We start from the raw sequence: 26,213 nt of genomic DNA on the forward strand, positions 1-26,213 counted from the left end.
ATGTTGCCTTCCATCGAACAACGCCTCGCCCTCGAACTTGCTGCCAAACCGGCCCAGGTTGCCGCCGCCATCGCCCTGCTCGACGAAGGCGCCACCGTGCCGTTCATCGCGCGTTATCGCAAGGAAGCAACGGGCGGCCTCGACGACATCCAGCTGCGCCTGCTGGAAGAACGCCTGCGCTACCTGCGCGAGCTGGAAGACCGGCGCGCCGCTATCGTGGCATCTATTACCGAACAGAACAAGATGACGCCGGTCTTGCTAGATGCAGTCATGCACGCCGAAGACAAGACCCGCCTCGAAGATTTGTATCTTCCGTACAAACAAAAACGCCGCACCAAGGCCCAGATCGCCATCGAAGCGGGCCTGGCGCCGCTGGCCGACGGCCTGCTGGGCAACCCGGACCTGAACCCGGAAACCGAGGCCGCCAACTACCTGCGCGAGGCCTTTACATCCACCGACGGCAACAACCCGGGCGTGGCAGACACCAAGGCAGCGCTCGATGGCGCGCGCCAGATCCTGATGGAACGCTTTGCCGAAGATGCAACCTTGCTACAATCGCTGCGCGAATACGTACAGGAGCATGGCATTGTCCAGTCGAAAGTCATTGAAGGAAAACAAGAAGAAGGCGAAAAGTTCGCCGATTATTTTGATTATTCCGAACCCCTGGCCAACGTTCCTTCGCACCGCGCGCTGGCGCTGATGCGCGGCCGCCGCGAGGGCATCCTCGATGTCGCCCTGCGCCTCGACAGCGAGCCGGAAAAACCGAAATGGGACGCGCCGCACAATCCGTGCGAGAGCCGCATCGCCGCCCGCTTCGGCATCAGGCAGCAGGGTCGCCCGGCTGACAAGTGGCTGGCCGACACCGCGCGCTGGACCTGGCGCGTGAAGAGCTTCATGCACCTTGATACCGAATTGATGGGCGCGCTGCGCGAAAAATCCGAGCTCGACGCCATCAATGTTTTCGCTACCAACCTGAAAGCCTTGTTGCTGGCAGCCCCCGCCGGTCAGCACGCCACCATGGGCCTGGACCCGGGCCTGCGCACCGGCGTCAAGGTGGCAGTGGTCGATGCCACCGGCAAAGTGGTCGATACGGCCGTGATCTATCCGCACCAGCCCAGGAACGACTGGGACGGTTCGCTGCACACGCTGGGCAAGCTGGCCGCCAAGCACAATGTCTCCTTGATTTCGATCGGCAACGGCACCGCCTCGCGCGAGACCGATAAATTGGCACAGGATTTGATCAAGCGCTTCCCAGAGCAAAAGATGAGCAAGATCGTCGTCTCGGAAGCGGGCGCGTCGGTGTACTCGGCCTCCGAGTTCGCGTCGCGCGAGTTGCCGGATATGGATGTATCGCTGCGCGGCGCGGTATCGATTGCCCGCCGCCTGCAGGATCCGCTGGCTGAACTGGTCAAGATCGATCCGAAATCGATCGGCGTGGGCCAGTACCAGCACGATGTGTCGCAAACCCAGCTGGCGCGCACGCTCGACGCCGTGGTCGAGGATTGCGTCAATGCCGTGGGCGTGGACGTGAATACGGCATCGGCGCCGCTGCTGGCGCGGGTGTCGGGCCTGTCGGCGTCGGTGGCGCAGGCCATCGTCACCTATCGCGATGCGAACGGCGCGTTTACGTCGCGCAGCGGGCTGAAATCGGTACCGCGCCTGGGTGATAAAACGTTCGAGCTGGCGGCGGGCTTTTTGCGCGTGACCGGCGGCGACAATCCGCTCGACGCCTCGGCCGTGCACCCGGAATCGTATCCGCTGGTGGAAAAAATCCTGGCTGATATCAAGAAGGATATCAAGGGCGTGATCGGCGAAGCTGCTCTCATCAAATCACTGAATCCGGCCAAGTACGCGGACGACAAGTTCGGCGTGCCGACCATCACCGACATTTTAAAAGAGCTGGAAAAGCCGGGCCGCGATCCACGGCCGGAATTTACCACCGCCACCTTCAAGGAAGGCGTGGAAGAAATCCGCGACCTGCGCCCGGACATGATCCTCGAGGGCGTGGTGACCAACGTCGCCGCCTTCGGCGCCTTTGTCGACATCGGCGTGCACCAGGACGGCCTGGTGCATATCTCGGCGCTGTCGAACACCTTCGTGAAAGATCCGCACACGGTGGTCAAGGCCGGCCAGGTGGTGAAAGTGAAAGTGCTGGAAGTGGACGAAAAGCGCAAGCGCATCGCCCTGACCATGCGCCTGACCGACAGCGCCCCGCAGCCAGGTGCCCAGCCACAACAGCGCGCCGACCGCAACGACCGCAAGAGCATGGGCCAGCACCAGAAGCAAAGCGCCCGCGAACAACCGGCCGGCGGCAGCATGGCTGCTGCGTTTGCCAAGCTGCGGGGTTGAGCTTCGGGGTCAGTGCCGACATTCGGACACGGCCTCGGCCGCTAAATGCTGAGCACGTGTCCAATTGTCGGCACTGACCCCGAAGTGGCAGTACGCGTGCGGCGCATTTCTTATAAAATGTCGCCATCTATTTACTTCATTACCGAGGCAGCTATGAGCGACGTACAAACCTGGATCAAAGAGACCGTGAGCAACACCCCGGTGGTGCTGTTCATGAAGGGCACCGCCCAGTTCCCGCAGTGCGGCTTTTCCGGCCGTGCCATCCAGATCCTGAAATCTTGCGGCGTTGAAAACATTGCCACCGTCAATGTGCTGGAAGATCCGGAAGTTCGCCAGGGTATCAAGGACTACTCGAACTGGCCAACCATTCCCCAGCTCTACGTCAAGGGCGAATTCATCGGCGGTTCGGACATCATGAACGAAATGTTCGAGTCGGGCGAACTGAAAGCCCTGTTGAATGGCTGATCGCCCGCTGCGGCTGATCGTTGCCATCACCGGCGCCACCGGCGCCATCTATGGCGTGCGACTGCTGCAGCATTTGCAACACACCGCCGGCGTCGAGACCCATGTACTGGTCTCGGATGCCGCCGTGCTGACCTTGCACCAGGAAACCGGCTTGCAGCGGCGCGACGTGGAGGCGTTTGCCCACGTGGTGCACAAGGTGCGCGATATCGGCGCCTCGATTGCCAGCGGTTCGTTCCAGTCGGATGGGATGGTAGTGGCGCCGTGCTCGATGAAGACGCTGGCGTCGGTGGCGCACGGCCTGTCGGACAATTTGATTACGCGCGCGGCCGACGTGGTGCTCAAGGAACGCCGGCGCCTGGTGCTGATGGTGCGCGAAACGCCGTTCAACCTGGCGCACCTGCGCAATATGACGGCGGTGACGGAAATGGGCGGGATTATCTACCCGCCCCTGCCCGGCTTTTATCACAAGCCGCAATCGATCGAAGAGATGGTGGACCACACCGTGGGCCGGGTAATCGACTTGTTCGGCATCGACCACGCACTGACGCCGCGCTGGCATGGCATGAAGCCGTCCGGCCAATAAACACCACTGCAACATTGCCACGCTGCCAGGCCAACCTGGCCGGCAGCGCCACCGACGTCCTAGCGCGTGCCGAAATGCAGGCCGTCTTCCGCTTTTTTCAGTTCCCTGGCTTCTTCCACCATGCGCCGGTCGGCGATGCGCTTGCGCATGACCTCGGCATGCTTGGCGGCCGTCATGGGCGGGGCGGTCATCAATTCCTTCAGCTGCGCGACATTGCTGTAGTTACTTTTCATATGGCTGCTCAAAGGCTGGACTCCAAGTAATCACTACGACTGCAACCGCAAGTCTGTGACAACAACTGTCGATGACAACTTGCCGTTGCAAGTCAGCGGTGCTGACGCCTTATTGTGCCTGAAATCCAATTCTGGACCATGACAATTCGCAAACGTACTTCAAATAAAAAAGTAGCGTTGACGTGCATCAATCCCGCCACCCTGATTCCGAACAAAAAGCGGAAAAGTCATGAAACAAGGTTCACACGGCAACAGTAAAAATGGCCCTTTCCGCCACTGCAAAAACCGCGCAACTTTATTACTTTTGGTAGTTAACCCGCACCAGCATGCGAATAAATTCGCGGGCAATTTGCTTGTGATGTTCGTCCAGGCGCTGTAAATCGGCAATTAACTTGACGTCAGCCGACTCGAAGCGCGAGACACCGTTGGCGCCGTCGCCTTCCGGGGTACCGTGTTCGGCGCCGCCAAAGCGCAACCACTCCGCAGGCACGCCCAGCCATTGGGCGATCATGCGCAGCTTCTCCTGGGTCGGTATCGCCTCGCCCACGAGCCACTTGCGGGCTGCGTGGACGGTAATCGGTCGCCCGTCAAAGCGGATATTGAACTCGCGCGCCAGCCGGGTGGGGCTGTCTGGGGAGTAGTGGGCATTCTTCAGCGCTTGCTGAAGGCGCTGGCTAAAGCTTTCGCGTTCATTTGAGGAATTCATCGTTGCACTATTTCATGTTGCGTCATGAAAGTCAGTCTCTTGAAGCAGAGCTTGATTTGTGACGCTGTGTGGTTCTAAAGTTAACGTTATCGGCTCTGCCAAAAGCGGGAGGGCCCTGGTGGCTGAGCAAATTTTATTTTGTTTTTTGCTTCTATGGAACACTAAACCGTGGAGCGTTATAAATCAAGAAATGTCGCAAGCATCTGCTGCCGCGCTACAATGGCCACTAACGTTAACGTAAGCGGAAATCCAACAATTATTTTGCCGATGTCCACCTATACCATTACCGAACTGGCCCGTGAATTCGACATCACGGCGCGCGCCATCCGCTTCTATGAAGACCAGGGGCTGCTGAGCCCGTCACGCGAGGGCACTGGCGGGCGCAACCGCGTGTATACGCCGCGCGACCGTACCCGCCTCAAGCTTACCTTGCGCGGCAAACGCCTGGGTTTGCCATTGTCGGAAATCCGCGACTTGGTCGACATGTACGAAACACCCAAAGACACGGCGGTGCAGATGAATCACTTTCTCGGCGTACTGGCGCGCCACCGCGAAAATCTGGAACAACAGCGCGAAGACATCGAAATGACCTTGGCCGAGATCACGGCCCACGAACAGGAATGCCGGCGCCTGATCGCCGCCGCTGCCGATGGCAAACCGGCTGCGCTGGACTGAGCACGGTTGACGTTTACGTTAACGTCACTCAAGAGTATCATCGGATGTTCCAGGGAACCGGATTCCCGCCCATGACAACAATGAGGAAGAGACATGCTCGATCTGCCCGGACTGACCTTTGACCACGGCGAGGACATCGCCGCCCTGCGCGCAGCGGTGCAGCAGTTTGCCGCTACCGAAATTGCGCCGCGCGCGGCCGAGATCGACCGCTCCGACCAGTTCCCGATGGACCTGTGGCGCAAGCTCGGCGACCTGGGGGTGCTGGGCGTGACCGTCGGCGAGGAATACGGCGGCGCCAACATGGGCTACCTGGCCCACATCGTGGCGATGGAAGAAATCTCGCGCGCTTCGGCCTCGGTCGGCCTGTCGTACGGCGCCCACTCCAACCTGTGCGTCAACCAGATCAAGCGCAACGGCACCGCAGAGCAAAAACAGCGTTACCTGCCCAAGCTGGTCTCGGGCGAACACATCGGCGCGCTGGCCATGTCCGAACCGAACGCCGGCTCCGACGTGGTCAGCATGAAGCTGCGCGCCGAACTCAAGGGCGACCGCTGGGTGCTCAACGGCACCAAGATGTGGATCACCAACGGGCCAGATGCCGACGTGCTGGTGGTCTACGCCAAGAACGACCTCGAGGCTGGCGCACGCGGCATGACCGCGTTCCTGATCGAAAAAACCTTCAAGGGTTTCTCGGTGGCGCAAAAGCTCGACAAGCTCGGCATGCGCGGCTCGCACACGGGCGAACTGGTGTTCGAGGACTGCGAAGTGCCGCTGGAAAATGTGCTTGGTGGCGTCGGCAAGGGCGTCAACGTGCTGATGTCGGGCCTCGATTTCGAGCGCACCGTGCTCTCCGGTGGTCCGCTCGGCATCATGCAGGCCTGCATGGATTCGGTGGTGCCGTACATCCACGAGCGCACCCAGTTCGGCCAGGCCATCGGCGAGTTCCAGCTGATGCAAGGCAAGCTGGCCGACATGTACTCGACCATGATGGCCTGCAAGGCCTACGTTTACGCGGTGGGCCAGGCCTGCGACCGCGCCGCCACGCCCGAGGCCGTGCGCAACCTGCGCAAGGACGCCGCCGGCGCCATCCTGTACAGCGCCGAAAAGGCCACGTGGATGGCCGGCGAAGCGATCCAGGCACTGGGCGGCAATGGCTACATCAACGAGTACCCGGTCGGGCGCCTGTGGCGCGACGCCAAGCTGTATGAAATTGGCGCTGGCACCAGCGAAATTCGCCGCATGCTGATCGGCCGCGAACTGTTCGCGGAAACCCGCTAAGCGCGCCAGGCGGCCCTGCCACGGTGACATCGACCATGACCCGGGCCGCCTTCCCCAAGCTGCTGCGCTCGCAAATCGCGTTCGACATCGCCCGCGCCATCCTCGACGGTTTCGACAAGCACTACCGGCTGTTCCGCGCAACCAGCCGGCAGGCCAAGCGCTATTTCGAGCGCGGCGCCTGGGCCGAAGCGCAGCGAGCGGCGCGCGAACGGATCGACTTTTACGACCGCCGCGTGCAGGAGTGCGTGCAGCTGCTTGAAGACGAATACAGCCAGGCTGACCTGTCCGACGACGTGTGGCAGGAACTCAAGCTGCACTACATCGGCCTGCTGTCCGACCATGCCCAGCCGGAGCTGGCCGAGACGTTTTTCAATTCCGTGTGCTGCAAGCTGCTGCACCGCAGCTACTTCCATAACGCCTACATTTTCGTGCGGCCGGTGATCTCCACCGAATACATCGACACCCGGGAACTTGCGCCCACCTACAAGGTCTATTACCCGGATGCCGATGGTGTGCATTTCGCGCTCAAGCGCATCATCACCAATTTTCAACTGAACGCGCCGTTCGCCAGCCTCACGCGCGACGTCGAGCAAGTAGAGTTGCGCCTGGCGCAGCTGTTCGGCGCCACCCGCATCGAAGCTAACCACCAGATCCATGTGCTCTCCAACCTGTTCTTCCGCAACAAGGGGGCGTACATCGTGGGCAGGATCATCAACGGCAACCGCGAGTATCCGTTCGTCGTGCCGATCCTGCACGACCGCAAAGGCCATCTCGTGCTCGACACCGTGCTGTTCGATCCCGAGCAGATCACGGTGCTGTTCTCGTTTACGCGCGCTTATTTTTTGGTGGACATGGAAGTGCCGTCGTCCTATGTGCAATTCCTGCGCACGCTGTTGCCGCGCAAGCCGCGCAGCGAGATTTATACGATCCTCGGCCTGCAAAAACAGGGCAAGACGCTGTTCTACCGCGACTACCTGCAACATCTGAAACACTCGTCGGACCGCTTCGATATTGCACCCGGCATTCGCGGCCTGGTGATGCTGGTGTTTGCGCTGCCGTCGTTTCCGTACGTGTTCAAGGTGATCAAGGATTTTTATCCGCCACCGAAGGACACCACGCGCGCGTTGATCAAGCAGAAGTACTTGCTGGTCAAGCACCACGACCGCGTGGGCCGCATGGCGGACACGCTCGAATACTCCAACGTGGCGTTCCCGCGCCACCGCTTCTCGGAGCGCCTGGTCGCCGAACTCGAGCAATTTGCGCCGTCAATGGTGGAGGTCGATGGCGACCAGCTGATCATTCGCCACCTGTACATCGAACGGCGCATGGTGCCGCTCAATATGTGGCTGGCCCATGCCGACCAGGACGGCGACGATGTCCAGCTCGAACACGGCATCGTCGAGTACGGCAACGCCATCAAGGAACTGGTTGCCGCCAACATTTTCCCCGGCGATATGCTGTACAAGAATTTCGGCGTCACCCGCCACCAGCGCGTGGTGTTCTACGATTACGACGAAATCGAATACGTCACCGACTGCAACTTCCGCGACATCCCGCCAGCCCGTACGGAAGAAGACGAGATGGCGTCCGAGCCGTGGTACCCGGTCGGCAAGCACGACGTTTTTCCCGAGCAGTTCGGCCAGTTTTTACTCGGCAACCCCAAGATCCGCCGCTTTTTCCTGCAGCACCACGCCGACCTGCTCACGCGCGACTACTGGCAGGCGCGCAAGCAGCGCATTCTTGATGGCGTGGTGGAAGACGTCTATCCGTACCCGCAGCACGTCCGCTTTTTCCATCATGTCAACACCCCGGCGGTTCCGCCGCCACCGTTTATGGAGATACTTGAAAATGAATGATCCAATTGTGATCGTGGGCGCAGCCCGCACCCCCATGGGCGCCTTCCAGGGCGACTTTTCCGGCCAGGCCGCGCACGACCTGGGTGCAGTGGCCATTGCCGCCGCCGTCGAGCGTGCCGGTATCGATGGCCAACTGGTCGAGCACGTCTATTTCGGCAACTGCCTGATGGCGGGCCAGGGCCAGGCGCCGGCACGCCAGGCCTTGTTGAAAGCGGGCTTGCCCACCTCCACCGGCGCTGTCACCCTGTCCAAGATGTGCGGCTCGGCGATGCAGGCGGCGATTTTTGCGCATGACCAGCTGATCGCCGGCAGCGCCGACGTGGTGGTGGCCGGCGGCATGGAGTCGATGACCAATGCGCCGTACCTGGTGCCCAAGGCGCGCGGCGGCTACCGCATCGGCCACGGCATGCTGCTCGACCACATGATGTACGACGGCCTCGAAGACGCCTACTCGCGCAACGAGAAAACCGGCGAAGGCCGCTCGATGGGCACCTTTGCCGAAGAGTGCGTGGCCAAGTATCAATTTACGCGCGAAGCGCAGGACAATTTCGCCATCGAGTCGGTCAAGCGCGCGCAAGCGGCGACCAGCGAAGGCTGGTTCAAATGGGAAATCGCGCCTGTCACCGTCAGCAGCCGCGCCGGCGACACCGTGATCGACCGCGACGAAGGTCCGTTGAAAGCCAAGCTCGACAAGATCCCAACCCTGCGCGCCGCGTTCAAAAAGGACGGCACCATCACCGCCGCCTCGTCGTCGTCGATCAACGACGGCGCCGCCGCCCTGGTCATGATGCGCGAATCGACCGCCGTCAAACTGCGCGCCAGGGTCATCGCCCGCATCCACGGCCACGCCACCCACGCCCAGGCGCCGGACCTGTTTACCACCGCGCCGATTGGCGCCATCGAAAAGCTGTACAAGAAAACCGGCTGGGCCAGCCGCGACGTCGATCTGTTCGAGATCAACGAAGCGTTCGCGGCCGTGCCGATGGCCGCCATGCGCGACCTCGACATCCCGCACAGCAAGATCAACGTGCACGGCGGCGCCTGCGCGCTCGGTCACCCGATTGGCGCCTCGGGCGCGCGCATCATCGTCACCCTGCTCGGTGCGCTCAAGCGCACCGGCGGCAAGAAAGGCGTGGCGGCATTGTGCATCGGCGGCGGCGAGGCGACCGCCATGGCTATCGAACTGGTGGAGGCATCATGCCAACCGCACTGATCATTGGCGCCTCGCGCGGCATCGGCCTGGAACTGGTCAAACAATATCGCGCCGATGGCTGGCGCGTGATCGCCACCGCGCGCAAGGCCGAGGACTGCACCGCCTTGACAGCGCTGGGCGCGGAAGCGCACAAGCTCGACGTGACCGACGTCGAAGCCTGCGCCGGCCTGGGCTGGAAGCTCGACGACGAGGAACTGGACGTAGCGTTCCTCAACGCCGGCGTGTATGGTCCGCGCCACGACGGTTTTCCGCAGCAATCCGATTTCGACAGCGTGATGCATACCAATGTGCTGGCTGCGATGCGCCTGTTGCCGATCATCGCGCCGATGGTGGCCAGCAAGCGCGGCAAGCTGGCGGTACTGTCGTCGCACATGGGCTCGCTCAGCGAACGAAGCAACCCCAGCGGTTCGCTGTACCGCGCCAGCAAGGCGGCGCTGAACTCGGTGCTGATCGATACCGCGCTGGTGCATGGTCCGCAAGGCGCCACCTGCGTGGCGTTCCACCCGGGCTGGGTGCGCACCGAGATGGGCGGCGCCGGCGCCGACATTTCGCCCGAGGAAAGTGCAGCGGGCATGCGCCATACGCTGGCCACCTTGCCCGCATCGGAGATAGCGGTGTACCGCAACTACGACGGCAAGCCGATCGGCTGGTAGCCCATCCTCTGCCCCTGAACGATAAAAAACACGAGACACCATGATACTGAGCCAGGAACACGACATGATCCGCGACGCCCTGCGCGCTTTTGCGCAGGAGCGTCTGGCCCCCAACGCCGCCCGCTGGGACAAGGAACACCATTTTCCGAAGGAGGAATTGCAGGAGCTTGCCGCCCTCGGCGCCTTCGGGGTGGCGGTGCCCGAAGCCTTGGGCGGCGCCGGCATGGATTACGTGTCGCTGGCGCTGGTGCTCGAGGAAATCGCCGCCGGCGACGGCGGCACGTCCACCATCATCTCGGTCAACAATTGCCCGGTGTGCAGCATCGCCATGATGTACGCCAACGACCGCCAGAAGGAGCAATGGCTGCGTCCGCTGGCGCAAGGCGCGATGCTGGGCGCGTTCTGCCTGACCGAGCCGCACACGGGCAGCGACGCCGCCGCCCTGCGCACCACGGCCGCGCGCGATGGCGACGACTACGTGATCAACGGCGTCAAGCAGTTCATCACCAGCGGCAAATATGCGGACATGGCGATCGTGCTGGCGGTGACCGACAAGGCCGCCGGCAAAAAGGGCATCAGCGCATTCTGGGTACCGACCAGCACGCCCGGCTACGTCGTCGCAGGGCTGGAACAGAAGATGGGCCAGCACTCGTCGGACACGGCGCAAATCCTGTTCGAGAATTGCCGCATTCCGGCAGAAAACCTGATCGGCGCAGAGGGGCAAGGCTACAAGATCGCGCTGTCGGGCCTGGAAGGCGGGCGCATCGGCATCGCAGCCCAGGCCGTGGGCATGGCGCGCGCGGCGTACGAGGCGGCACTGAGCTACGCGCGCGACCGCGAAAGTTTCGGCAAGCCGATCTTCGAGCACCAGGCCGTGCAATTCCGCCTGGCCGACATGGCCACCCAGATCGAAGCGGCGCGGCAATTGATACGCCATGCGGCGTCGATGAAGGACGCGGGCTTGCCGTGCCTGAAGGAGGCGGCAATGGCGAAACTGTTCGCCTCCGAGATGGCCGAGCGCGTCTGTTCGGACGCGATCCAGGTCCACGGCGGCTACGGCTACGTCAGCGACTTCCCGGTCGAGCGCATCTACCGCGACGTGCGCGTGTGCCAGATTTACGAGGGCACCAGCGATATCCAGAAGCTGCTGATCGCGCGCGCCTTGTAGCAGTTACTGTGCAGGCGGGAAGATTGCCACGACCTTGCCGACGATGGCGCCGGACGGTACGAAGCCCCAGTAGCGGCTGTCCTGGCTGTTGTCGCGGTTGTCGCCCATCACGAAGTAGGCGCCGGCCGGCACCTTGCAGCGCAGGGTATCGTTGGCGCTCACGCAGTCGGCTGGCAACGATTGCTGATCATGGGCGATTGCCGGCACGTCGGGATCGATCACGATATCGAACTCCGACTTGGCCGAGCGTTCACGGTAGCGCTGGAGATATTTTGGCGCAGGGTCGGTCAGCAGATGGTCATCGAGCCGTTTTCCACGCGTATCACTGCCATTGATGAAAACGTGCTTGTCGCGGTACTCGACCAGGTCGCCGGGCACACCCACCACGCGCTTGACGAAGACGGTCGCGGGGTCGCGCGGATAATCGAACGCAATTACGTCACCGCGCTCCACGGTAACCGAGAGCGGACGCGTGATCAATTTCGCGCCATACGTGGAATAATGGCCGTAACCCCACTTTTGCACGAGCAGGTTGGAGCGCACCGGGATGGTGGGCGTCATCGAGGTGGACGGCGCGTTGAACGGCTCCACGACAAACAAGCGTACCGGCACGATCACGACCGCCATGGCAACAACTGCGCCGATCAAACCGTACCAGCGGGCATACCACGGCTGCGGCACGCCTTCGCTGGCTGTGGCGGCCCGGCTCGCCAGGCGGTAGGCCAACACGGCGCTTGCCACAGCAAATGCCAGGGTTGCCCAGGCCATCATTGGCGAGTCCGGCAACGTAAAACCTATCCCCGCGAGCACCAACTGCAGCGCGAGCATCACCACCGCCAAACCCGGCCGCCCCAGGTACAAAAACCCCAGCAACGGCATGAAGAACCCGAGCACGGTGGCCAACCACCTTTTTGGTTTGTAAAGCACGACTACCCCGTCAACGTGTATATTAATCAGCAATCTTACTGCGAAAAACCACTTAAAAACCATGACTGATTACATCGATTCTGTCCCACTGGAAAAAGCTTACCGCCTGCTCACCCACGGTCCGACCGTGCTGGTCTCGAGCCGCCACAACGGTGTGGATAACGTGATGGCCGCCGCCTGGTCCTGCGCGCTCGACTTCGCCCCGCCCAAGGTGACGGTGGTGATCGACAAGATCACCGCCACCCGGGCGCTGGTCGAAGGCAGCGGCATGTTCGTGCTGCAAGTGCCAACCGTGGCGCAGTTGCAACTGACCGAGCAACTGGGCACGACCAGCCTGGCGACCGAACCAGACAAGCTGCAACGCGCCCAGGCCGAACTGTTCCATATCGACGGCCATGACCTGCCGTTCGTGGCCGGCTGCTCGGCCTGGCTGGCGTGCCGGCTGGTGCCGGAACCGCACAACCAGCAGACTTATGACTTGTTCATCGGCGAAGTGGTGGGCGCCTGGTCCGATACGCGCGCGTTCAAGGACGGCCACTGGCAGTTCGAACATGCCGATCCGGCCTGGCGCAGCCTGCACCACGTGGCCGGTGGACATTTCTATGCGATCGGCGAGGCACTGACGGTCATGCCGGAAAAATAGGCGAAAAAAAAGCCCGCTCAGCATCAGCTAGCGGGCTTCGTTCCAATGTATTACCAATGCTTTAATCGTACCGTTCTCCAGGGCTATCTGCCAAGTGAGGCGGTAATCTCAGGCGCCCATGCTATCTGCATAGTGCCCCTGACGTGTAAGTCGACCAACGTATTCGAAAGACAGCTGCGGCATCTGCGTCACCAGCGCTACGAACTTACACAGTTCTCGCGCGGCGCATTTGCCAGAGGTGGGACTGTCGGCACGCACAACGTGCAGACCTCAACCACGAACGTAGTGTAACACAGATATTTGTGCGGCGCACAAATTATTTTATCGCTTTATTTCATTGGTGTTGCTTCGGTGGTCAACGGGCGCACGGTCCGGCGCGGCTTGTGGCGACAGGCGCGTTCGAACTCCGAGATCACCTGGGCCCCGAACAGCAGCAGGGTGGCGCCGATCTCCAGGCTGAACATGACGATGATGGCGGTCGTCATCGAGCCATACACCACGTTCACCTGCGACAGCGTGGTGAAGTACCACACCAGGATATGGCGCGCGCACTCCCACAGCAGCGCCGCCGTCACGCCGCCGATCAGTGCGTGCGACAGCGACAACCTGCCCACCGGCATCACCAGGTAGATGGACGTGAGTACCAGCACCTCGCCGCCAAAGCCCACCATGTAGAGCAGCACGCCCGAAATGCCCTGCAACGACCACTCGTAGCCGAACAGCGACACGCTTTCTTCGCCCATCACCTGCAAACTGCCGGCCACGAGCGTGACCAGCAACATGCCCGCCCCCAGCGACAGGATGTAGCAATACGGCATGATGGCCGAGATCAGGAAACGCCGCCGCTTGACCTCCACCCGGTGCTTGAAGATCACGGACATGGCGTTTTCCAGCACCGTGAACGCCAGCGAGCTGAAGAAGATCATGCTGATCAGCAGCACCCCGCCCACCACGTCGCGGTGATCAAGAAAGTGCGAGACCTCCTCGACGATGGGGCCGGAGTGGCCCGGCACCAGCCAGCCCAGGTAGCGCCCGACGGTCTCGAGCAGTACGGCCTCGTCGATGACGTGGGACAGCGCCACCACCACCAGCATCAAGAGCGGCACGATGGACAGCAACGAGTAATAGGCGACCGCGCCCGCGAGCAACAAGCCCTGGTTGGCGCGAAAGCCTTTCAGGCATTGCACCAGGAAAGCCATGGGATGGGTGATCACGTAGACCAGGCCCCTGCGATTAAGAAATTTCATTGCCTTATTTTACGCACAAGCCGGGGACAAGTATGTGCGGCGTCGCCCAGACTCCAGCGCCGGCGCGCCGGTCCAGCTCCGGCCCCACCGATGGCGCGCGGCAGCGATCCCCCGCTATACTGCGGCTATTGCCCACTGATTTGAAGAAAATACGCCTCTATGTCGCTCACCTATATCTGGTCTGGATTTTTCGTGGTCGGCTTGCTGGCCGCACTGGTGCAGTTTTTCTTCATGGGCGACACCGAGATTTTCAAGCGCATTGTCGATGGCACTTTCGTCTCGGCCAAGTCCAGCGTGATGGACATCGCGCTGCCGCTGGCCGGCGTGATGACCTTGTGGCTCGGCATCATGAACATCGGTGAAAAGGCCGGCGCGGTCAACCTGCTGGCGAAGATTATCGCGCCATTCTTCTCGCGCATCTTCCCCGGTGTGCCATCGAACCACCCGGCCAACGGCCACATGGTGATGAATTTCTCGGCCAACCTGCTGGGCCTCGATAACGCCGCCACGCCGTTCGGTTTAAAGGCGATGGAAAGCCTGCAAACCCTCAACCCCAAGGCCGACGAACCGACCGACGCCCAGATCATGTTCCTGGTGCTGCACACCTCGGGCCTGACCCTGATCCCGGTGGCGATCATGGCGCAGCGCTCGATCATGGGCGCGGCCGACCCGGCCGACATCTTCATTCCGTGCCTGATTGCCACCTACGTGGCCACCGTGACCGGCATCATCGTGGTGTCGATCCGCCAGCGCATCAACCTGATCAACCGCGTGGTGCTGGGCTGGCTGGGGGGCATGACTGCCGCCATCCTGGGCATGATCTGGTATTTCACCGAATACCTGACCAAGGCCGAGATCCAGAAGTTTTCCACCGTGTTCAGCAACCTGCTGCTGCTGGTCGTCATTGTCGGCTTCATCCTCGGCGCCTTGCGCAAGAAGGTCAATGTCTACGATGCCTTCATCGAGGGCGCCAAGGGCGGCATCGAAACCTCGATCAAGGTCATTCCGTACCTGGTGGGCATGCTGGTGGCGATCAGCGTGATCCGTAACGCCGGCGTGTTCAACTTCGTGGTGCAGGGCTTTACCTGGGTGTTTACCCACATGGGCATCAATACCGATTTCGTGCCGGCGCTGCCCACCGCGCTGATGAAGCCGCTCAGCGGCAGCGGCGCCAAGGCCATGATGATCGATACCATGCAAACCTACGGTCCCGATTCCTTCGTGGGCCGCCTGGCGTGCGTGTTCAACGGCTCGGCCGATACCACCTTCTACATCGTCGCGCTGTACTTCGGCTCGGTTGGCATCCGCAAGACGCGCTACGCGATCTCGTGCGGCCTGATCGCCGATTTTGCCGGCGTGATCACCGCCATCGCGGTCGCTTACCTCTTCTTCCATTGATCGGGCTGTCCATGTTGCGTCGTACCTTGCTTGCCGCCCTGCTGTTCGTTGGCTCCGTTCATGCCGCGCCGTTGCCGGAGCCGGTCGCGCGGCTGATGAAATCAGCCAAGATTCCAGAGTCGGCGGCCGGCATCGTCGTGCTGCGCGGCGACACCGTGCTGCTGGCGCACAATGCGCAGCAGGTGATGCAGCCGGCCTCGACCATGAAGCTGTTCACGGCCATGACCGCGCTGGAAAAACTCGGACCGGTATTCCGGGGCCGCACCGAGCTGCGCAGCAGCGCCGACGTCGTGCAAGGTGTGCTGCAAGGCGACCTGATCGTGCGTGGCGGCGCCGATGCCGACTTCAACGAAGACGTGCTCCTGCACATGCTGCAGGCGCTGCGCAACCAGGGCATCACCGCCATCAACGGCGACGTGGTGCTGGACCGCACGCTGTTCCAGCCGGCGCGCCTCGACCTCGGCCAGCCGCCGTTCGACGAGTATCCGTGGGCCTACTACAACGTGATTCCCGACGCGCTGCTGATCAACACCAACCTGTTGAAACTCGAACTGCGCGCAGTCGGCGGCCAGCTAGCGATCGTGACCATGCCCGAGATGGACAACGTCATCGTGCGCTCCGACCTGCGCATGACTGATGCGACGTGCGCGCAGTGGGAGCAAGGCTGGCGCACCCCCGATTTCGTGCGCAGCGGCGACCGTATCGACGTGGTGCTGCACGGCAGCTTCCCGCGCGATTGCGTGAAAACCGTCAACATCAACGTGCTCGATCCGCACGATTACCTGGCAGGCCTGGTGCGGGCCACCTGGCGCAAGCTCGGCGGCACGATTGCCGGCACCGTGCGCGAGGCGAATGCGCCGGTCCCGCAGTCCGCTGGATTGGCAAGCGCCCCGGCTGCGCAGCTATTGGCCGGCACGACAGTCGCCCCGGCTGCGCAACAACCTGCGGTAACGACACTGGCCCCGGGCGCGCAGCAGCCTGCCGCCCCGAACGCCGCGCCGGCCAATGCCGATGCAGACGAAGGCGTGCCTGCCGCGCCGCCAGCGACCACGCCGGTCGCACCGGTCACCACGCGCCTGCTGGCCGAACACGTTTCGCGCGCGCTGCCGGAAGTGCTGCGCGACGTCAACAAGAACTCCGACAACACGCTGGCACGCACCATTTTCCTCAGCCTGGGCAGCCTGGAAGCCGACCCGGCGCTGGGCAGCCGCCCACTGCCACCGGACGGCCTCAACACCACCACCAGCGCCCGCGCCGATGCGACGATCCGGGCCTGGCTGCAACAGCACAACATCGACAGCACCGGCCTGGTGCTCGACAACGGCTCCGGCCTGTCGCGCACTGAGCGCGCCACTGCTACCCAGCTGGCCGGCGTGCTGCAGGCGGGATTAAAAAGCAACTGGATGCCGGAATTTTTAGCCAGCCTGCCGATCGCGGCCACCGACGGCACCATGCGGCGCCGCCTGAAAGACAGCCCGGCCGCCACCCGCGCCCGCATCAAGACGGGCAGCCTGAACGGCGTGATTGCGATCGCCGGCTATGTGCAGGACGCCAACAACCAGCCTGTGGTGGTGGTGGCCATGCTGAACGATCCGCGCGTGGCCGGTGGTGCCGGGCGGGCGGTGCTCGATGCGCTGATTGACTGGGTGGCACGGCAATAGCGACAGCAGAACGCTCTCGGCCTAGATGTTCGTATCATCCACTGAAGGTAAGTCCAATACTCGCTGTGTGGATTCGGGACTTTCCGGCAAATCGTCGGTACCGAACGCAGGTATTCCCAATGAGTCAGCGAATTTGCGCAAGCCAGCATCTTCCGAATAAATCGTGCTGGCGCCGTTGACCTTCGCAATCGCGACGATCTGGTGATCGAATTTTATTTTCTGCCACGGTGCATCAGGCTGAGCACCTTTTTTGTTACCCGTGCCAAGGGCATCGGCAATATTGATAGCGCACTCCAGCGCTGCTTTTTCATCGAAGGGAACAATGATGAATGCTGAGCGGCCCTTGAACGCCGACAATACCTCCGGGGCAGCCTTCACATAAAACTCGGACAAAGCAGGTGTAGGGATCAGGATTTTGGATTTCGACTTTTGCAGCGAGGCGACCAGATAGTCGAGTCTTTTACGAAGGCGATCCGAGGTACGCGGATCAAGCAACCTGATGAGTGTGCCTGCATCGAAAAGTACCTTCACTCCACACCCCGCATGTCGAGATGGACGTGGACAGGATCATCGAGATCGTTCCAGCTGTTTCCCTTGGTGAGCCTTGCGGCGTTGAGGATATCCGAGATCGGCGTTTCGTCGAGTAATTCCCAGCCGGTGATCTTGAACTTCTCCAGCGTCCAGAGGCCATTTTCGCCGCGCAGCCAATCACCGTTGCCTGTGACCCGAACCGGGAGGGAGAGGTAGTGCTGAACCAGCTCGCGCGCCATCTCGCTATTTGCTTCGCATTTATGGACGGTGCCATCTGCGTCCTTGAGCCACACCGGAATGGTCTGGTCCTTGCCACCGATGCGAATGACGACCCCGTCCAGGACACCTGCCTCTTTGACGCGATAGGTTTTTTGAACTGGTGTATCCCTGCCAGGAAAGACCAAAATCAGCGCGCTGGTCGGTAAGTTGATTTGGCCAACTGCATGGTCGGATTTCAGCATGTCGTTGATATTGTGGTAGGCCCGTCGAACGTCATCCGGTGCAGCGATAGTATTGGCCAGGCGCAGGCGCGACTCCACAGAGGCAATTGCATCGCATTCGACATGGGCATGTAACACCGCGCTGCCTTTTCTCACTTCCTTGAAATGTACGCAAGCCTGGCTGCCATAGAGGGCTGCCAGTTCGTGCAAGTATTCAGCCAGTCGGGACATGGGAATAGTCTCCGGGCTGAATACATCAATACTGAAGTCGAGGGATTGCGAGTTTTCCATGACACAGCGAAATGGACGAAATGATCAGCCACAGTATGAGCCAGATAGATGAAATGTCAATCGTCACCGAGCGGAACCTCACTTGACAAGTACTTCACTCCACCGGCGCAGTCTCCACACCCGCCGGCACCGCCACTGGCGCGGCCGGCAACACCGGCAGCGGGCTGGTCAGCACGTCCAGCAAGGCGGCGGTTTCCGCGTCCGGCGTGCCGTCGAACAGCGCCGGGCGGTACTTGGTCTGGAATACGGCCACCACGTTGCGGGTGGCCGTGTCGAACACGCCGGTCTGCGGTACGGCGTAGCCTACCTGCGCCAGCGTGCGCTGGAACCAGAAGATGTCGGGCAGTTGCTGCTGGTAGCCGGGCAGGCGCGCGGCCACGCGGCTCGGTTCGGGCCAGGTGATCAGGCCTTCGTCGGCCAGGCGTTTCCAGGGGAACAGCGGACCGGGATCGAGCTTGCGCTGCGGTGCGATCTCGTTGTGGCCGAGGATGTTTTCCGGACGGATGTTGTGACGCTTGACGATGTCCTTGAGCAGCAGCACCAACTGGTCGATCTGCGCCGGCTTGAACGGATACCAGGCGCGGCCCTCCGGCGTGTCCTTGTAGCCGGGGTTGACGATCTCGATGCCGATCGAGGCGGCGTTGAGCTGGTTGTAGATCTTCCAGTTGCTGTAGCCGGCGTGGTTCGACTGGCGCGATTCGTCCACCAGGCTGTACACGGTGGGCTGGTCGGCGTCGGTCACCAGGTAGTGGGCGCTGACGTCCTGCGTGGTCAGGATCTTGACCGAACGCGGCGTGTCCGACACCGTGTAGTGGATGATGACGTACTTGACGCGGTCGCTCTGGCCGCGCGCGCTCAGGGTGCGGTCGATGGCCAGCCCGGCGGGCGGCGGGGGCGGCACGGTGGCGCAGCCGGCAAGCGCCAGCAGGGTGGACAAAACGGTCAGCGTTACGATCTTCATGGGGGTCTCAGGTAATCTCGGGCAACAGTTGCAGCAACATGCTCATGCGTGGGAGTGTAGTGCAATCCGCGCGGCCGCGTGGTGCGCCGGAACACTTATTTGCGTGAGCGAAAGTTCTGCCGGCAGCGCTGAACGCATCGCCTGCACGATGGCCGGATGCAGGGTGGCGGCGCGTCCGCTCACGGCGATCGGCCGCGCGCCGTAGCGCCCCACCAGCGCCAGCGCGATGCGTGCCAGCTCGCGCCCAGCCTGCTCGAGGATGGCGCGCGCCACCGGATCGGCGTCCGCTGCATGCGCGACCGCCAGCGCCAGCCGGCCAATCGCACCACGGTCCTGGCCATAGATGAACTGGCGCGAGAACGCCCAGTCGCTGCCGCCCACGTGGTCGAACACGGCGCGCGCCAGCGCCGACTGTTGCCATGCGCCCGGCTGTTCATCCTCGCGGCGCCAGATATGGCGCATCGCCTCGCGCGCGATCCAGAAGCCGCCGCCGCCATCGTCGAGGGTCACGCCGCGGCCGCCGGCGCGGTGCAAGCTGCCATCCACATCGATCCACGCTGCGATCGAACCGGTACCAGCGACCACCAGGTAGCCCTCGCCCGGCGCGAAGCTGGCCAGATAGGCGATGTCGATGTCGCTGCGCACCGTGACCGCTGCGGGACTCAGTTTCAGTGCTGCGGCCAGCAGCAGGGCCGGTGCGCTGGAGAGGCTGTCGAACCCGGCCAGCGTTGCGGGCGCGATGTCCAGCACTGCGGCCAGCTGCGCGGCCGGCATGGCGGCGCCGTCAAAGCCGGTCAGTCCGGCGCAGACGAAGGCAGGAGTGGCGACCGCCAGCACCTGCCCGGCCAGGTCGGCCAGCACTGCGCTCACCGCCGCAACACCAGCGGCAGAGCCCAGCTGGTTGGCCGAGATGCCGGCTACAAAACCTTCCGCCACGATGGTGCCGGCAGCATCGGCCAGCGCCCAGCGGGTTTGGGTGCCGCCGGCGTCGATGCCGAGCGCCATCGAGTTCACGCTCATCACCAAGCTCACGCCTGCAAGGCGACCGTCACGCGCGTGCTTTCATTGCCGAGCCGGTCAACGGCACTCACCACCACGGCCTGGGCCGCGCCGGCCACCGCATCATCAGGCAGCAACATTACCGGGCGCGACGAGGGCGCCACCGCGAAGCGCCACTGGGCGCCGTAGCGTGTCCAGATCGCGTAATGGCTCACCGGCTTGCCGGCGCCAGCAGACAGGCGCAAGCCGGTGCCGTTGGTTTCACGGCGCGCGGTCGCTGTTGGCGCCGTGGGCAGATCGGAGCCGAGCCACGGCGTGGCCGGCGCCAGCGCAGCGCTCTGGTAGGCGCGGGCGCGCAGCTGGTCGGTGATGCCCTTGCGGTTTTCCATCAACGGCGCAATGCTGAAATGCACGTGGCCACGGGCGCCGGCGCGGGTGCGCGTCACGCCGATCTGTTTGACGATCTCGTCGGGCGCAAACGACTTGGCGCTGTTGTCGATACGGCTCGTGTACAAGCCGGGCCAGACGTGACGCGCGTACGTATTTTGCGCCAGCCAGTAGTCGAGCAGCACGCCGAACGCCTGCGGCGCCTGCGCCACCGGCCAGTACAGCTGCGGCGCCAGGTAGTCGAGCCAGCCGTTGTTGAGCCACAGTTCGGCATCGGCATAAAGCTTGTCGTACTGGCTGAAGCCCACGATGCCGGTCGGGCGGCGGTCGGGGCGGCCGATGCCGAACGGGCTGATGCCAAAGCGCACCCAGCTCTTCTCGCGGTGGATGCCCTTGTACAGCGCCTCGATCAGGGTATTGACGTTCTGGCGCCGCCAGTGCGGACGGTCGAGCGCGCCGCCGCCGAGCAGGTAGCGCTGCCACGACGGCTCGTCCGGGAAATCGAGTTCGCGCCGTGCGGCGCTGCCGCCATCGAGGGCCACGCCCTCGGCGCCGGCGGCACTGGTATTGTCGATCGGGTAAGGATAGAAATAGTCGTCGATGTGGACGCCGTCGATGTCATAGCGGCGCACCACGTCGAGGATCACGTCCAGCGTGCGCTGGGCGGCAGCCGGCTCGCCCGGGTCCATCCACAGGTAGCGCCCGTACGTCTTGACCGCTTCGGGATGGGTGTACGACATGTGGTTGCGCGCCAGCGGCGACTTGGCCGTGGCATGGCGCGCGCGGTACGGGTTGAACCACGCGTGCAGTTCCAGCCCGCGCGCATGGGCCTGCTCCACCCAGAATTGCAGCGGGTCGTAGGTGGGCGCGCGGCCCTGCTGGCCGGTGAGAAACTCCGACCACGGCTCGAGCGCGGACGGGTAAATGGTATCGGCGCTGGGGCGCACCTGCAGCACGATGGCGTTCAGGTTGAGCAGCTTGCAACGCTCGAGGATGGCGATGGCTTCGGCCTGCTGCTTTTCGGCAGACAAATTGCTGCGGCTGGGCCAGTCGATATTGGCAACCGTCGAAATCCAGGCGGCGCGGAACTCGCGCGGCGCCGGCGGCGGGTTGACCAGGCTGGGCGGCGTCGGTGTGACCGGCGGCGGCAAGGCCCCGGGTGCAGCCGGCGCGGCCGGTCCTTCGGGCACGACCGCAGTCGGCGTACTCGAGCAGCCCTGCATGATGGCAGCCACGGCGCCGGCCACGCCAGCGCTCAAGGTCAGCCGTTTCTTCGCATTGAATACCAAAACATTCCCCGATACAGTTGAGGAAACCGCTAAAAACCTACTGCGCGGCCCGCTATCGCCGCTGCGTTGCTCAGCGTACCTGCGTACGCTTGCGCTACTCACGACGATAACGAACCGCTCGCTACGGTTTTTAGGGGTTTCCTTGAGCGTCGTATTGTAATGCGACGATCACCGATTGCTAGCCCTGCTTCTTACCGAATCCGGGCTTGATGTCCACCAGCGCGGTCATGAAAAACGCGGGCAGGGTCGAAATACATGCCCAGATGAAAAAGTTCTGGTAGCCGAGCAGGTGTTGCAACTTGCCGCTGATCATTCCTGGCAGCATCATGCCCAATGCCATGAAGCCGGTGCAGATGGCGTAATGGGCGGTCTTGTGCTCGCCATCGGCCACCATGATCATGTACAGCATGAAGGCGGCAAAGCCGAAGCCGTAGCCGAATTGCTCGACGGCCAGGCAACCGGCAATCACTTCGATGCTGGTGGGCATGGCGGTGGCCAGGTACACGAACACCAAGTCCGGCACGTGCATGATGAACAACATCGGCCAGATCGCCTGTTTCAGCCCGAAGCGGGAGATCACGATGCCGCCGGCAATGCCGCCCAGCACCAGCGCCACCACGCCGATGGTGCCATACACCAGGCCGAACTCGGACGTGGTCAAGCCCAGCCCGCCCTGCGCGCGCGGGTCGAGCAGGAACGGCGCCGCCATCTTGAGCAGCTGCGCCTCGCCCAGCCGGTACAGCAGCAGGAAGCCGATGATGGAGCCGATGCCCTGCTTGCGGAAGAAGCTGCGGAAGGTCTCGACAAAATCGGCCCACAGGGCGCCGGTCTTGGCCGTGCTGTGGTCGCCCTGCGGGCGCGGCAGCACCAGCTGGTGATACACGCACAGCGCCAGGAAAATCGCTGCGGTAATGCCAAACACCACCGACCAGGCAGTCGCGGGATCGTTGCTCGACTTGATCAATTCGCCGGCCAGGTACACCAGCCCGCCCTGCCCGGCAATCATCGCCAGTTTATAAAAGGCGCTGCGCACGCCGACAAAGGCTGCCTGCTGGTGCTGCGAGGGCAAACCCAGCATGTAATAGCCATCGGAGGCGATGTCGTGGGTGGCGGAAGCGAATGCCATCAGCCACAGCACCGCCAGGCTCAGGGCAAAAAATTGCGGTAAATGCAAGGTAAAGGCGACCGCCGCCAGCGCCGCGCTCGACACCAGCTGCATCAGCACGGTCCAGTGGCGCTTGGTGCCGAACAAGTCCACCACGGGCGACCACAGCGGCTTGAGCACCCACGGCAGGTACAACCACGACGTGTAAAACGCCAGGTCGTCGTTGGAGACGCCCAAATTCTTGTACATCACGGTGGACAACAACATCACCGCCACGTACGGCACGGCCTGGCTGAATGACACGCTGGGCACCCAGGCCCACGGGCTGCGTTGCTGCGGACTGCTTCGACTCATACAATTCTCCTCACGGCGCTAGTCTAACGGCGCCGCTCCCGGGCGGCACCTGTTATTTCTTCATCTGGTGTAACTTCGCGCCGGGCGCAAGCACGCCATTTGACGGATAATGCTCGCTTGTCAGACCTGCCCACCGTGCCTCCATGTCCAAGAAGTCCCCTGCGTCCGCCCGCTGCCCCTGCGGCGGCCCCGCGCTGGCCACCTGCTGCGGCCCTTACATCGAAGGCGCCGCCATCGCGCCCACGGCCGAAGCGCTGATGCGTTCGCGCTATACCGCCTACGGCCAGCGCAACGAGCCGTACCTGCTGGCGACCTGGCACGCCAGCACCCGTCCGACCGAGCCTTTATTTGGCGCCGAGGAAAAATTGCACTGGCTGGGACTTGAGGTAAAATCTTCTTTACGTTTACGTCAACGTAAAGCAGAACACGCCGACGAGGAGCGCGACACGGTGGAATTCGTGGCACGGTTCAAGGTTGGCGGCCGGGCCGAGCGGCTGCACGAGGTCAGCAATTTCGTGCGCGAGGCCGATCCTGCCGATGGCGCCTTGCGCTGGTTTTACGTTGACGGACATTTTCCGCAGTAATCGACACGAGACCACGCGCAAAGGACAACCATGCCGCAGATCGACACCAAGCTCAATCCCCGTAGTGCAGACTTCAAGACCAACATCGCCGCCATGCAGGCGGTGGTGGACGACTTGCGCGCCAAGGTCGCTGCCATCGCCCAGGGCGGCGGCGCTGCGGCCAGCGCCAGGCATGTCGCGCGCGGCAAGCTGCTGCCGCGCGACCGCGTGCAAATGCTGCTCGATCCCGGCACGCCATTCCTCGAACTGTCGCAAATGGCCGCCTACGGCATGTACCAGGACGCCAACGGCGTCGATGCTGCGCCGGCGGCCGGCATCATCACCGGCATCGGCCGCGTGGCCGGCCAGGAGTGCGTGATCGTCTGTAACGACGCCACCGTCAAGGGCGGCACCTATTACCCGATCACGGTCAAAAAACACCTGCGCGCGCAGGAAATCGCCGACCAGAACCACCTGCCCTGCATCTACCTGGTCGATTCCGGCGGCGCCAACCTGCCCAACCAGGACGACGTCTTCCCCGACCGCGACCACTTCGGCCGCATCTTTTACAACCAGGCCAACCTGTCGGCCAAGGGCATCCCGCAAATCGCCGTGGTGATGGGTTCGTGCACCGCCGGCGGTGCGTATGTGCCGGCCATGAGCGACGAGTCGATCATCGTCAAGGAACAGGGCACGATTTTCCTCGGCGGTCCGCCGCTGGTCAAAGCGGCCACCGGCGAAGTGGTCACCGCCGAAGACCTGGGCGGGGGCGACGTCCACACCCGCCTGTCGGGCGTGGTCGACCACCTGGCGCAGAACGACCTGCACGCGCTGTCGCTGGCGCGCACCATCGTCTCCAACCTCAATCGCATTAAACCGCAGCAGGGCGCCTTGCGCGCGGTGGTGGAGCCGAAGTACCCGGCCGAGGAACTGTATGGCGTCATTCCGGTCGATACCCGCAAGCCGTTCGATGTGCGCGAGGTCATCGTCCGCATCGTCGATGGCAGCGAATTCGATGAATTCAAGGCGCGCTTCGGCGCCACCCTGGTGTGCGGTTTTGCCCACATCTTCGGCATGAAGGTGGGCATCATCGCCAACAACGGCATCCTGTTCTCGGAGTCTGCCGTCAAGGGCGCGCACTTCATCGAGCTGTGCGCGCAGCGCAAGATCCCGCTGGTCTTCCTGCAAAATATCACCGGCTTCATGGTGGGCCGCAAGTACGAAAACGAAGGCATCGCCCGCCACGGCGCCAAGATGGTCACGGCCGTGGCCACTGCCGCCGTGCCCAAGTTCACCGTCATCATCGGCGGCAGTTTCGGCGCCGGCAATTACGGCATGTGCGGCCGGGCGTTCTCGCCGCGCTTCCTGTGGATGTGGCCCAATGCGCGCATCTCCGTCATGGGTGGCGACCAGGCTGCCAGCGTGCTGGCCACCGTCAAGCGCGACGGCATCGAGGGCAAGGGCGGTACCTGGTCGGCGGATGAAGAAGCCGCCTTCAAGCAGCCGATCAAGCAGCAGTACGAAGAACAGGGCCACCCGTATTACGCCACCGCGCGCCTGTGGGACGATGGCGTGATCGATCCGGCCGACACCCGCACGGTGCTGGGCCTGGGCCTGTCGGCTGCGCTCAACGCACCAATCGAGGACACGAAGTTCGGCGTATTTCGCATGTAAGGAGCGGCGATGACCTACGAGACTTTAACCGTCGCGCGTGCCGGCCAAGTGGCCACCGTCACCCTGAACCGTCCCGACGTGCGCAATGCCTTCAACGAGACGACCATCGCCGAACTGACGCAGGCGTTCGCGGCGCTGGGCGCCGACCAGTCGCTGCGCGCCATCGTCCTGGCGGCCAACGGCCCGGCCTTTTGCGCCGGCGCCGATTTGAACTGGATGAAGAAAATGGCGGGCTACACGCACGCCGAAAACCATGCAGACGCGCTGCAACTGGCTACCATGCTGCGTACGATTTACGCGTGTCCGCAGCCGGTGGTGGCGCGCGTGCAGGGCGACTGCTATGCCGGCGGCATGGGCCTGGTGGCCGCGTGCGACATCGTGGTGGCAGTCGATACAGCGCAGTTCTGTCTGAGCGAAGTGAGACTGGGCCTGATTCCAGCCACCATCGCGCCGTACGTGATCAAGGCCATGGGAGAGCAGGCCTCGCGCCGGTACTTCCTGACGGCCGAGCGGTTCACCGCCGCCACCGCGCTGCGCATCGGCTTCGCCCACGAAGTGGTGGCC

The 26,213-nt window shown here is 62.9% G+C and carries 25 protein-coding genes; 15 read left to right on the top strand and 10 right to left on the bottom strand.

Annotation, left to right across the window (positions count from 1 at the left end; translation table 11 throughout):
* The 3 genes from DUPY_RS18535 to DUPY_RS18545 all read left to right on the top strand — a co-directional run bounded on the left by DUPY_RS18535 (position 1) and on the right by DUPY_RS18545 (position 3,397).
* The gene (locus DUPY_RS18535; RefSeq protein ID WP_070249900.1) at positions 1-2,349 is read left to right on the top strand and encodes a Tex family protein; all 2,349 of its coding nucleotides are present in this window, start codon (positions 1-3) and stop codon (positions 2,347-2,349) included.
* Between the two features lie 153 nt (positions 2,350-2,502).
* The gene (gene grxD / locus DUPY_RS18540; RefSeq protein ID WP_070249901.1) at positions 2,503-2,814 is read left to right on the top strand and encodes a Grx4 family monothiol glutaredoxin; all 312 of its coding nucleotides are present in this window, start codon (positions 2,503-2,505) and stop codon (positions 2,812-2,814) included.
* Positions 2,807-3,397: a UbiX family flavin prenyltransferase gene (locus tag DUPY_RS18545; protein ID WP_070249902.1), complete on the top strand. Its 591-nt coding sequence runs from the start codon at positions 2,807-2,809 to the stop codon at positions 3,395-3,397. Before grxD ends, DUPY_RS18545 begins: the two co-directional genes overlap by 8 nt.
* A 59-nt stretch (positions 3,398-3,456) precedes the next feature.
* Here DUPY_RS18545 and DUPY_RS28440 read toward each other — a convergent pair whose 3' ends face one another.
* Together DUPY_RS28440 and DUPY_RS18550 are read right to left on the bottom strand one after the other, a co-directional pair.
* Complete coding sequence (locus tag DUPY_RS28440; RefSeq protein ID WP_167359085.1) at positions 3,457-3,630, bottom strand: hypothetical protein; 174 nt, start codon at positions 3,628-3,630, stop codon at positions 3,457-3,459.
* A 298-nt stretch (positions 3,631-3,928) separates the two neighbouring features.
* Positions 3,929-4,336 carry a hypothetical protein gene (locus DUPY_RS18550; protein ID WP_070249904.1) on the bottom strand — a complete coding sequence of 136 codons (408 nt, stop codon included), beginning with the start codon at positions 4,334-4,336 and terminating at the stop codon, positions 3,929-3,931.
* 267 nt (positions 4,337-4,603) lie between these two features.
* On the opposite strand from DUPY_RS18550, the gene DUPY_RS18555 reads away from it, so the two are divergent.
* The 6 genes from DUPY_RS18555 to DUPY_RS18580 all read left to right on the top strand — a co-directional run bounded on the left by DUPY_RS18555 (position 4,604) and on the right by DUPY_RS18580 (position 11,179).
* Positions 4,604-5,011 (top strand): MerR family transcriptional regulator, encoded by a 408-nt coding sequence (locus tag DUPY_RS18555; protein WP_070249906.1) that lies wholly within the window; start codon positions 4,604-4,606, stop codon positions 5,009-5,011.
* Between the two features lie 93 nt (positions 5,012-5,104).
* On the top strand, positions 5,105-6,289 hold the full coding sequence (locus tag DUPY_RS18560) for an isovaleryl-CoA dehydrogenase (RefSeq protein ID WP_070249908.1): 1,185 nt from the start codon (positions 5,105-5,107) through the stop codon (positions 6,287-6,289).
* Between the two features lie 35 nt (positions 6,290-6,324).
* Positions 6,325-8,145, top strand: coding sequence for a bifunctional isocitrate dehydrogenase kinase/phosphatase (gene aceK, locus DUPY_RS18565; protein WP_070249910.1), 1,821 nt, complete (start codon positions 6,325-6,327; stop codon positions 8,143-8,145).
* Positions 8,138-9,358, top strand: a complete 1,221-nt coding sequence (locus DUPY_RS18570; protein ID WP_070249912.1) for an acetyl-CoA C-acyltransferase — start codon at positions 8,138-8,140, stop codon at positions 9,356-9,358. The genes aceK and DUPY_RS18570 overlap by 8 nt, the downstream gene beginning before the upstream one ends.
* Positions 9,343-10,011, top strand: coding sequence for an SDR family oxidoreductase (locus DUPY_RS18575; RefSeq protein WP_070249914.1), 669 nt, complete (start codon positions 9,343-9,345; stop codon positions 10,009-10,011). Before DUPY_RS18570 ends, DUPY_RS18575 begins: the two co-directional genes overlap by 16 nt.
* A gap of 40 nt (positions 10,012-10,051) precedes the next feature.
* Positions 10,052-11,179, top strand: a complete 1,128-nt coding sequence (locus DUPY_RS18580; RefSeq protein WP_070249916.1) for an acyl-CoA dehydrogenase family protein — start codon at positions 10,052-10,054, stop codon at positions 11,177-11,179.
* A 3-nt stretch (positions 11,180-11,182) separates the two neighbouring features.
* On the opposite strand, the gene lepB is transcribed toward DUPY_RS18580, so the two are convergent.
* Positions 11,183-11,950 carry a signal peptidase I gene (lepB, locus tag DUPY_RS18585; protein WP_167359086.1) on the bottom strand — a complete coding sequence of 256 codons (768 nt, stop codon included), beginning with the start codon at positions 11,948-11,950 and terminating at the stop codon, positions 11,183-11,185.
* A 217-nt stretch (positions 11,951-12,167) separates the two neighbouring features.
* On the opposite strand from lepB, the gene DUPY_RS18590 reads away from it, so the two are divergent.
* Positions 12,168-12,749: a flavin reductase family protein gene (locus DUPY_RS18590; RefSeq protein ID WP_070249921.1), complete on the top strand. Its 582-nt coding sequence runs from the start codon at positions 12,168-12,170 to the stop codon at positions 12,747-12,749.
* A gap of 329 nt (positions 12,750-13,078) precedes the next feature.
* Here the strand turns inward: DUPY_RS18590 and DUPY_RS18595 are convergent, their stop codons facing one another.
* Positions 13,079-13,996 carry a YihY/virulence factor BrkB family protein gene (locus tag DUPY_RS18595; RefSeq protein WP_070249923.1) on the bottom strand — a complete coding sequence of 306 codons (918 nt, stop codon included), beginning with the start codon at positions 13,994-13,996 and terminating at the stop codon, positions 13,079-13,081.
* A 159-nt stretch (positions 13,997-14,155) separates the two neighbouring features.
* Between DUPY_RS18595 and DUPY_RS18600 the strand changes: the two genes are divergently transcribed.
* Positions 14,156-15,394: a spore maturation protein gene (locus DUPY_RS18600; protein WP_070249925.1), complete on the top strand. Its 1,239-nt coding sequence runs from the start codon at positions 14,156-14,158 to the stop codon at positions 15,392-15,394.
* Between the two features lie 11 nt (positions 15,395-15,405).
* Positions 15,406-17,055, top strand: a complete 1,650-nt coding sequence (dacB, locus tag DUPY_RS18605) for a D-alanyl-D-alanine carboxypeptidase/D-alanyl-D-alanine endopeptidase (RefSeq protein WP_070249927.1) — start codon at positions 15,406-15,408, stop codon at positions 17,053-17,055.
* Between the two features lie 21 nt (positions 17,056-17,076).
* Here the strand turns inward: dacB and DUPY_RS18610 are convergent, their stop codons facing one another.
* The 6 genes from DUPY_RS18610 to DUPY_RS18635 form a co-directional block, all read right to left on the bottom strand.
* Positions 17,077-17,586 (bottom strand): type II toxin-antitoxin system VapC family toxin, encoded by a 510-nt coding sequence (locus DUPY_RS18610; protein WP_070249929.1) that lies wholly within the window; start codon positions 17,584-17,586, stop codon positions 17,077-17,079.
* A complete protein-coding gene (locus DUPY_RS18615; RefSeq protein ID WP_070249931.1) occupies positions 17,583-18,317 on the bottom strand; it encodes a hypothetical protein in 735 nt (244 codons plus the stop codon). The genes DUPY_RS18610 and DUPY_RS18615 overlap by 4 nt, the downstream gene beginning before the upstream one ends.
* Before the next feature lie 94 nt (positions 18,318-18,411).
* Entirely contained in the window at positions 18,412-19,278 is an 867-nt protein-coding gene (locus tag DUPY_RS18620) for an N-acetylmuramoyl-L-alanine amidase (RefSeq protein ID WP_070249933.1), read from the bottom strand.
* Between the two features lie 42 nt (positions 19,279-19,320).
* Positions 19,321-20,298 carry an N-acetylglucosamine kinase gene (locus tag DUPY_RS18625; protein ID WP_070249971.1) on the bottom strand — a complete coding sequence of 326 codons (978 nt, stop codon included), beginning with the start codon at positions 20,296-20,298 and terminating at the stop codon, positions 19,321-19,323.
* 8 nt (positions 20,299-20,306) lie between these two features.
* Positions 20,307-21,887: a glycoside hydrolase family 10-like protein gene (locus DUPY_RS18630; RefSeq protein ID WP_229255423.1), complete on the bottom strand. Its 1,581-nt coding sequence runs from the start codon at positions 21,885-21,887 to the stop codon at positions 20,307-20,309.
* A gap of 244 nt (positions 21,888-22,131) precedes the next feature.
* Positions 22,132-23,412, bottom strand: coding sequence for an MFS transporter (locus DUPY_RS18635; RefSeq protein WP_070249935.1), 1,281 nt, complete (start codon positions 23,410-23,412; stop codon positions 22,132-22,134).
* 143 nt (positions 23,413-23,555) lie between these two features.
* On the opposite strand from DUPY_RS18635, the gene DUPY_RS18640 reads away from it, so the two are divergent.
* From DUPY_RS18640 to DUPY_RS18650, 3 genes are all read left to right on the top strand, one after another.
* Complete coding sequence (locus DUPY_RS18640) at positions 23,556-23,996, top strand: YchJ family protein (protein ID WP_070249937.1); 441 nt, start codon at positions 23,556-23,558, stop codon at positions 23,994-23,996.
* Positions 23,997-24,026: 30 nt separating this feature from the next.
* The gene (locus DUPY_RS18645; protein WP_070249939.1) at positions 24,027-25,649 is read left to right on the top strand and encodes a carboxyl transferase domain-containing protein; all 1,623 of its coding nucleotides are present in this window, start codon (positions 24,027-24,029) and stop codon (positions 25,647-25,649) included.
* Between the two features lie 9 nt (positions 25,650-25,658).
* The coding region (locus DUPY_RS18650) for an enoyl-CoA hydratase/isomerase family protein (RefSeq protein ID WP_070249941.1) at positions 25,659-26,213 on the top strand (555 nt) is incomplete at its 3' end.

The sequence above is a fragment of the Duganella phyllosphaerae genome, from assembly GCF_001758785.1.
GTDB classification, from domain to species: Bacteria; Pseudomonadota; Gammaproteobacteria; order Burkholderiales; family Burkholderiaceae_D; genus Rugamonas; species Rugamonas phyllosphaerae.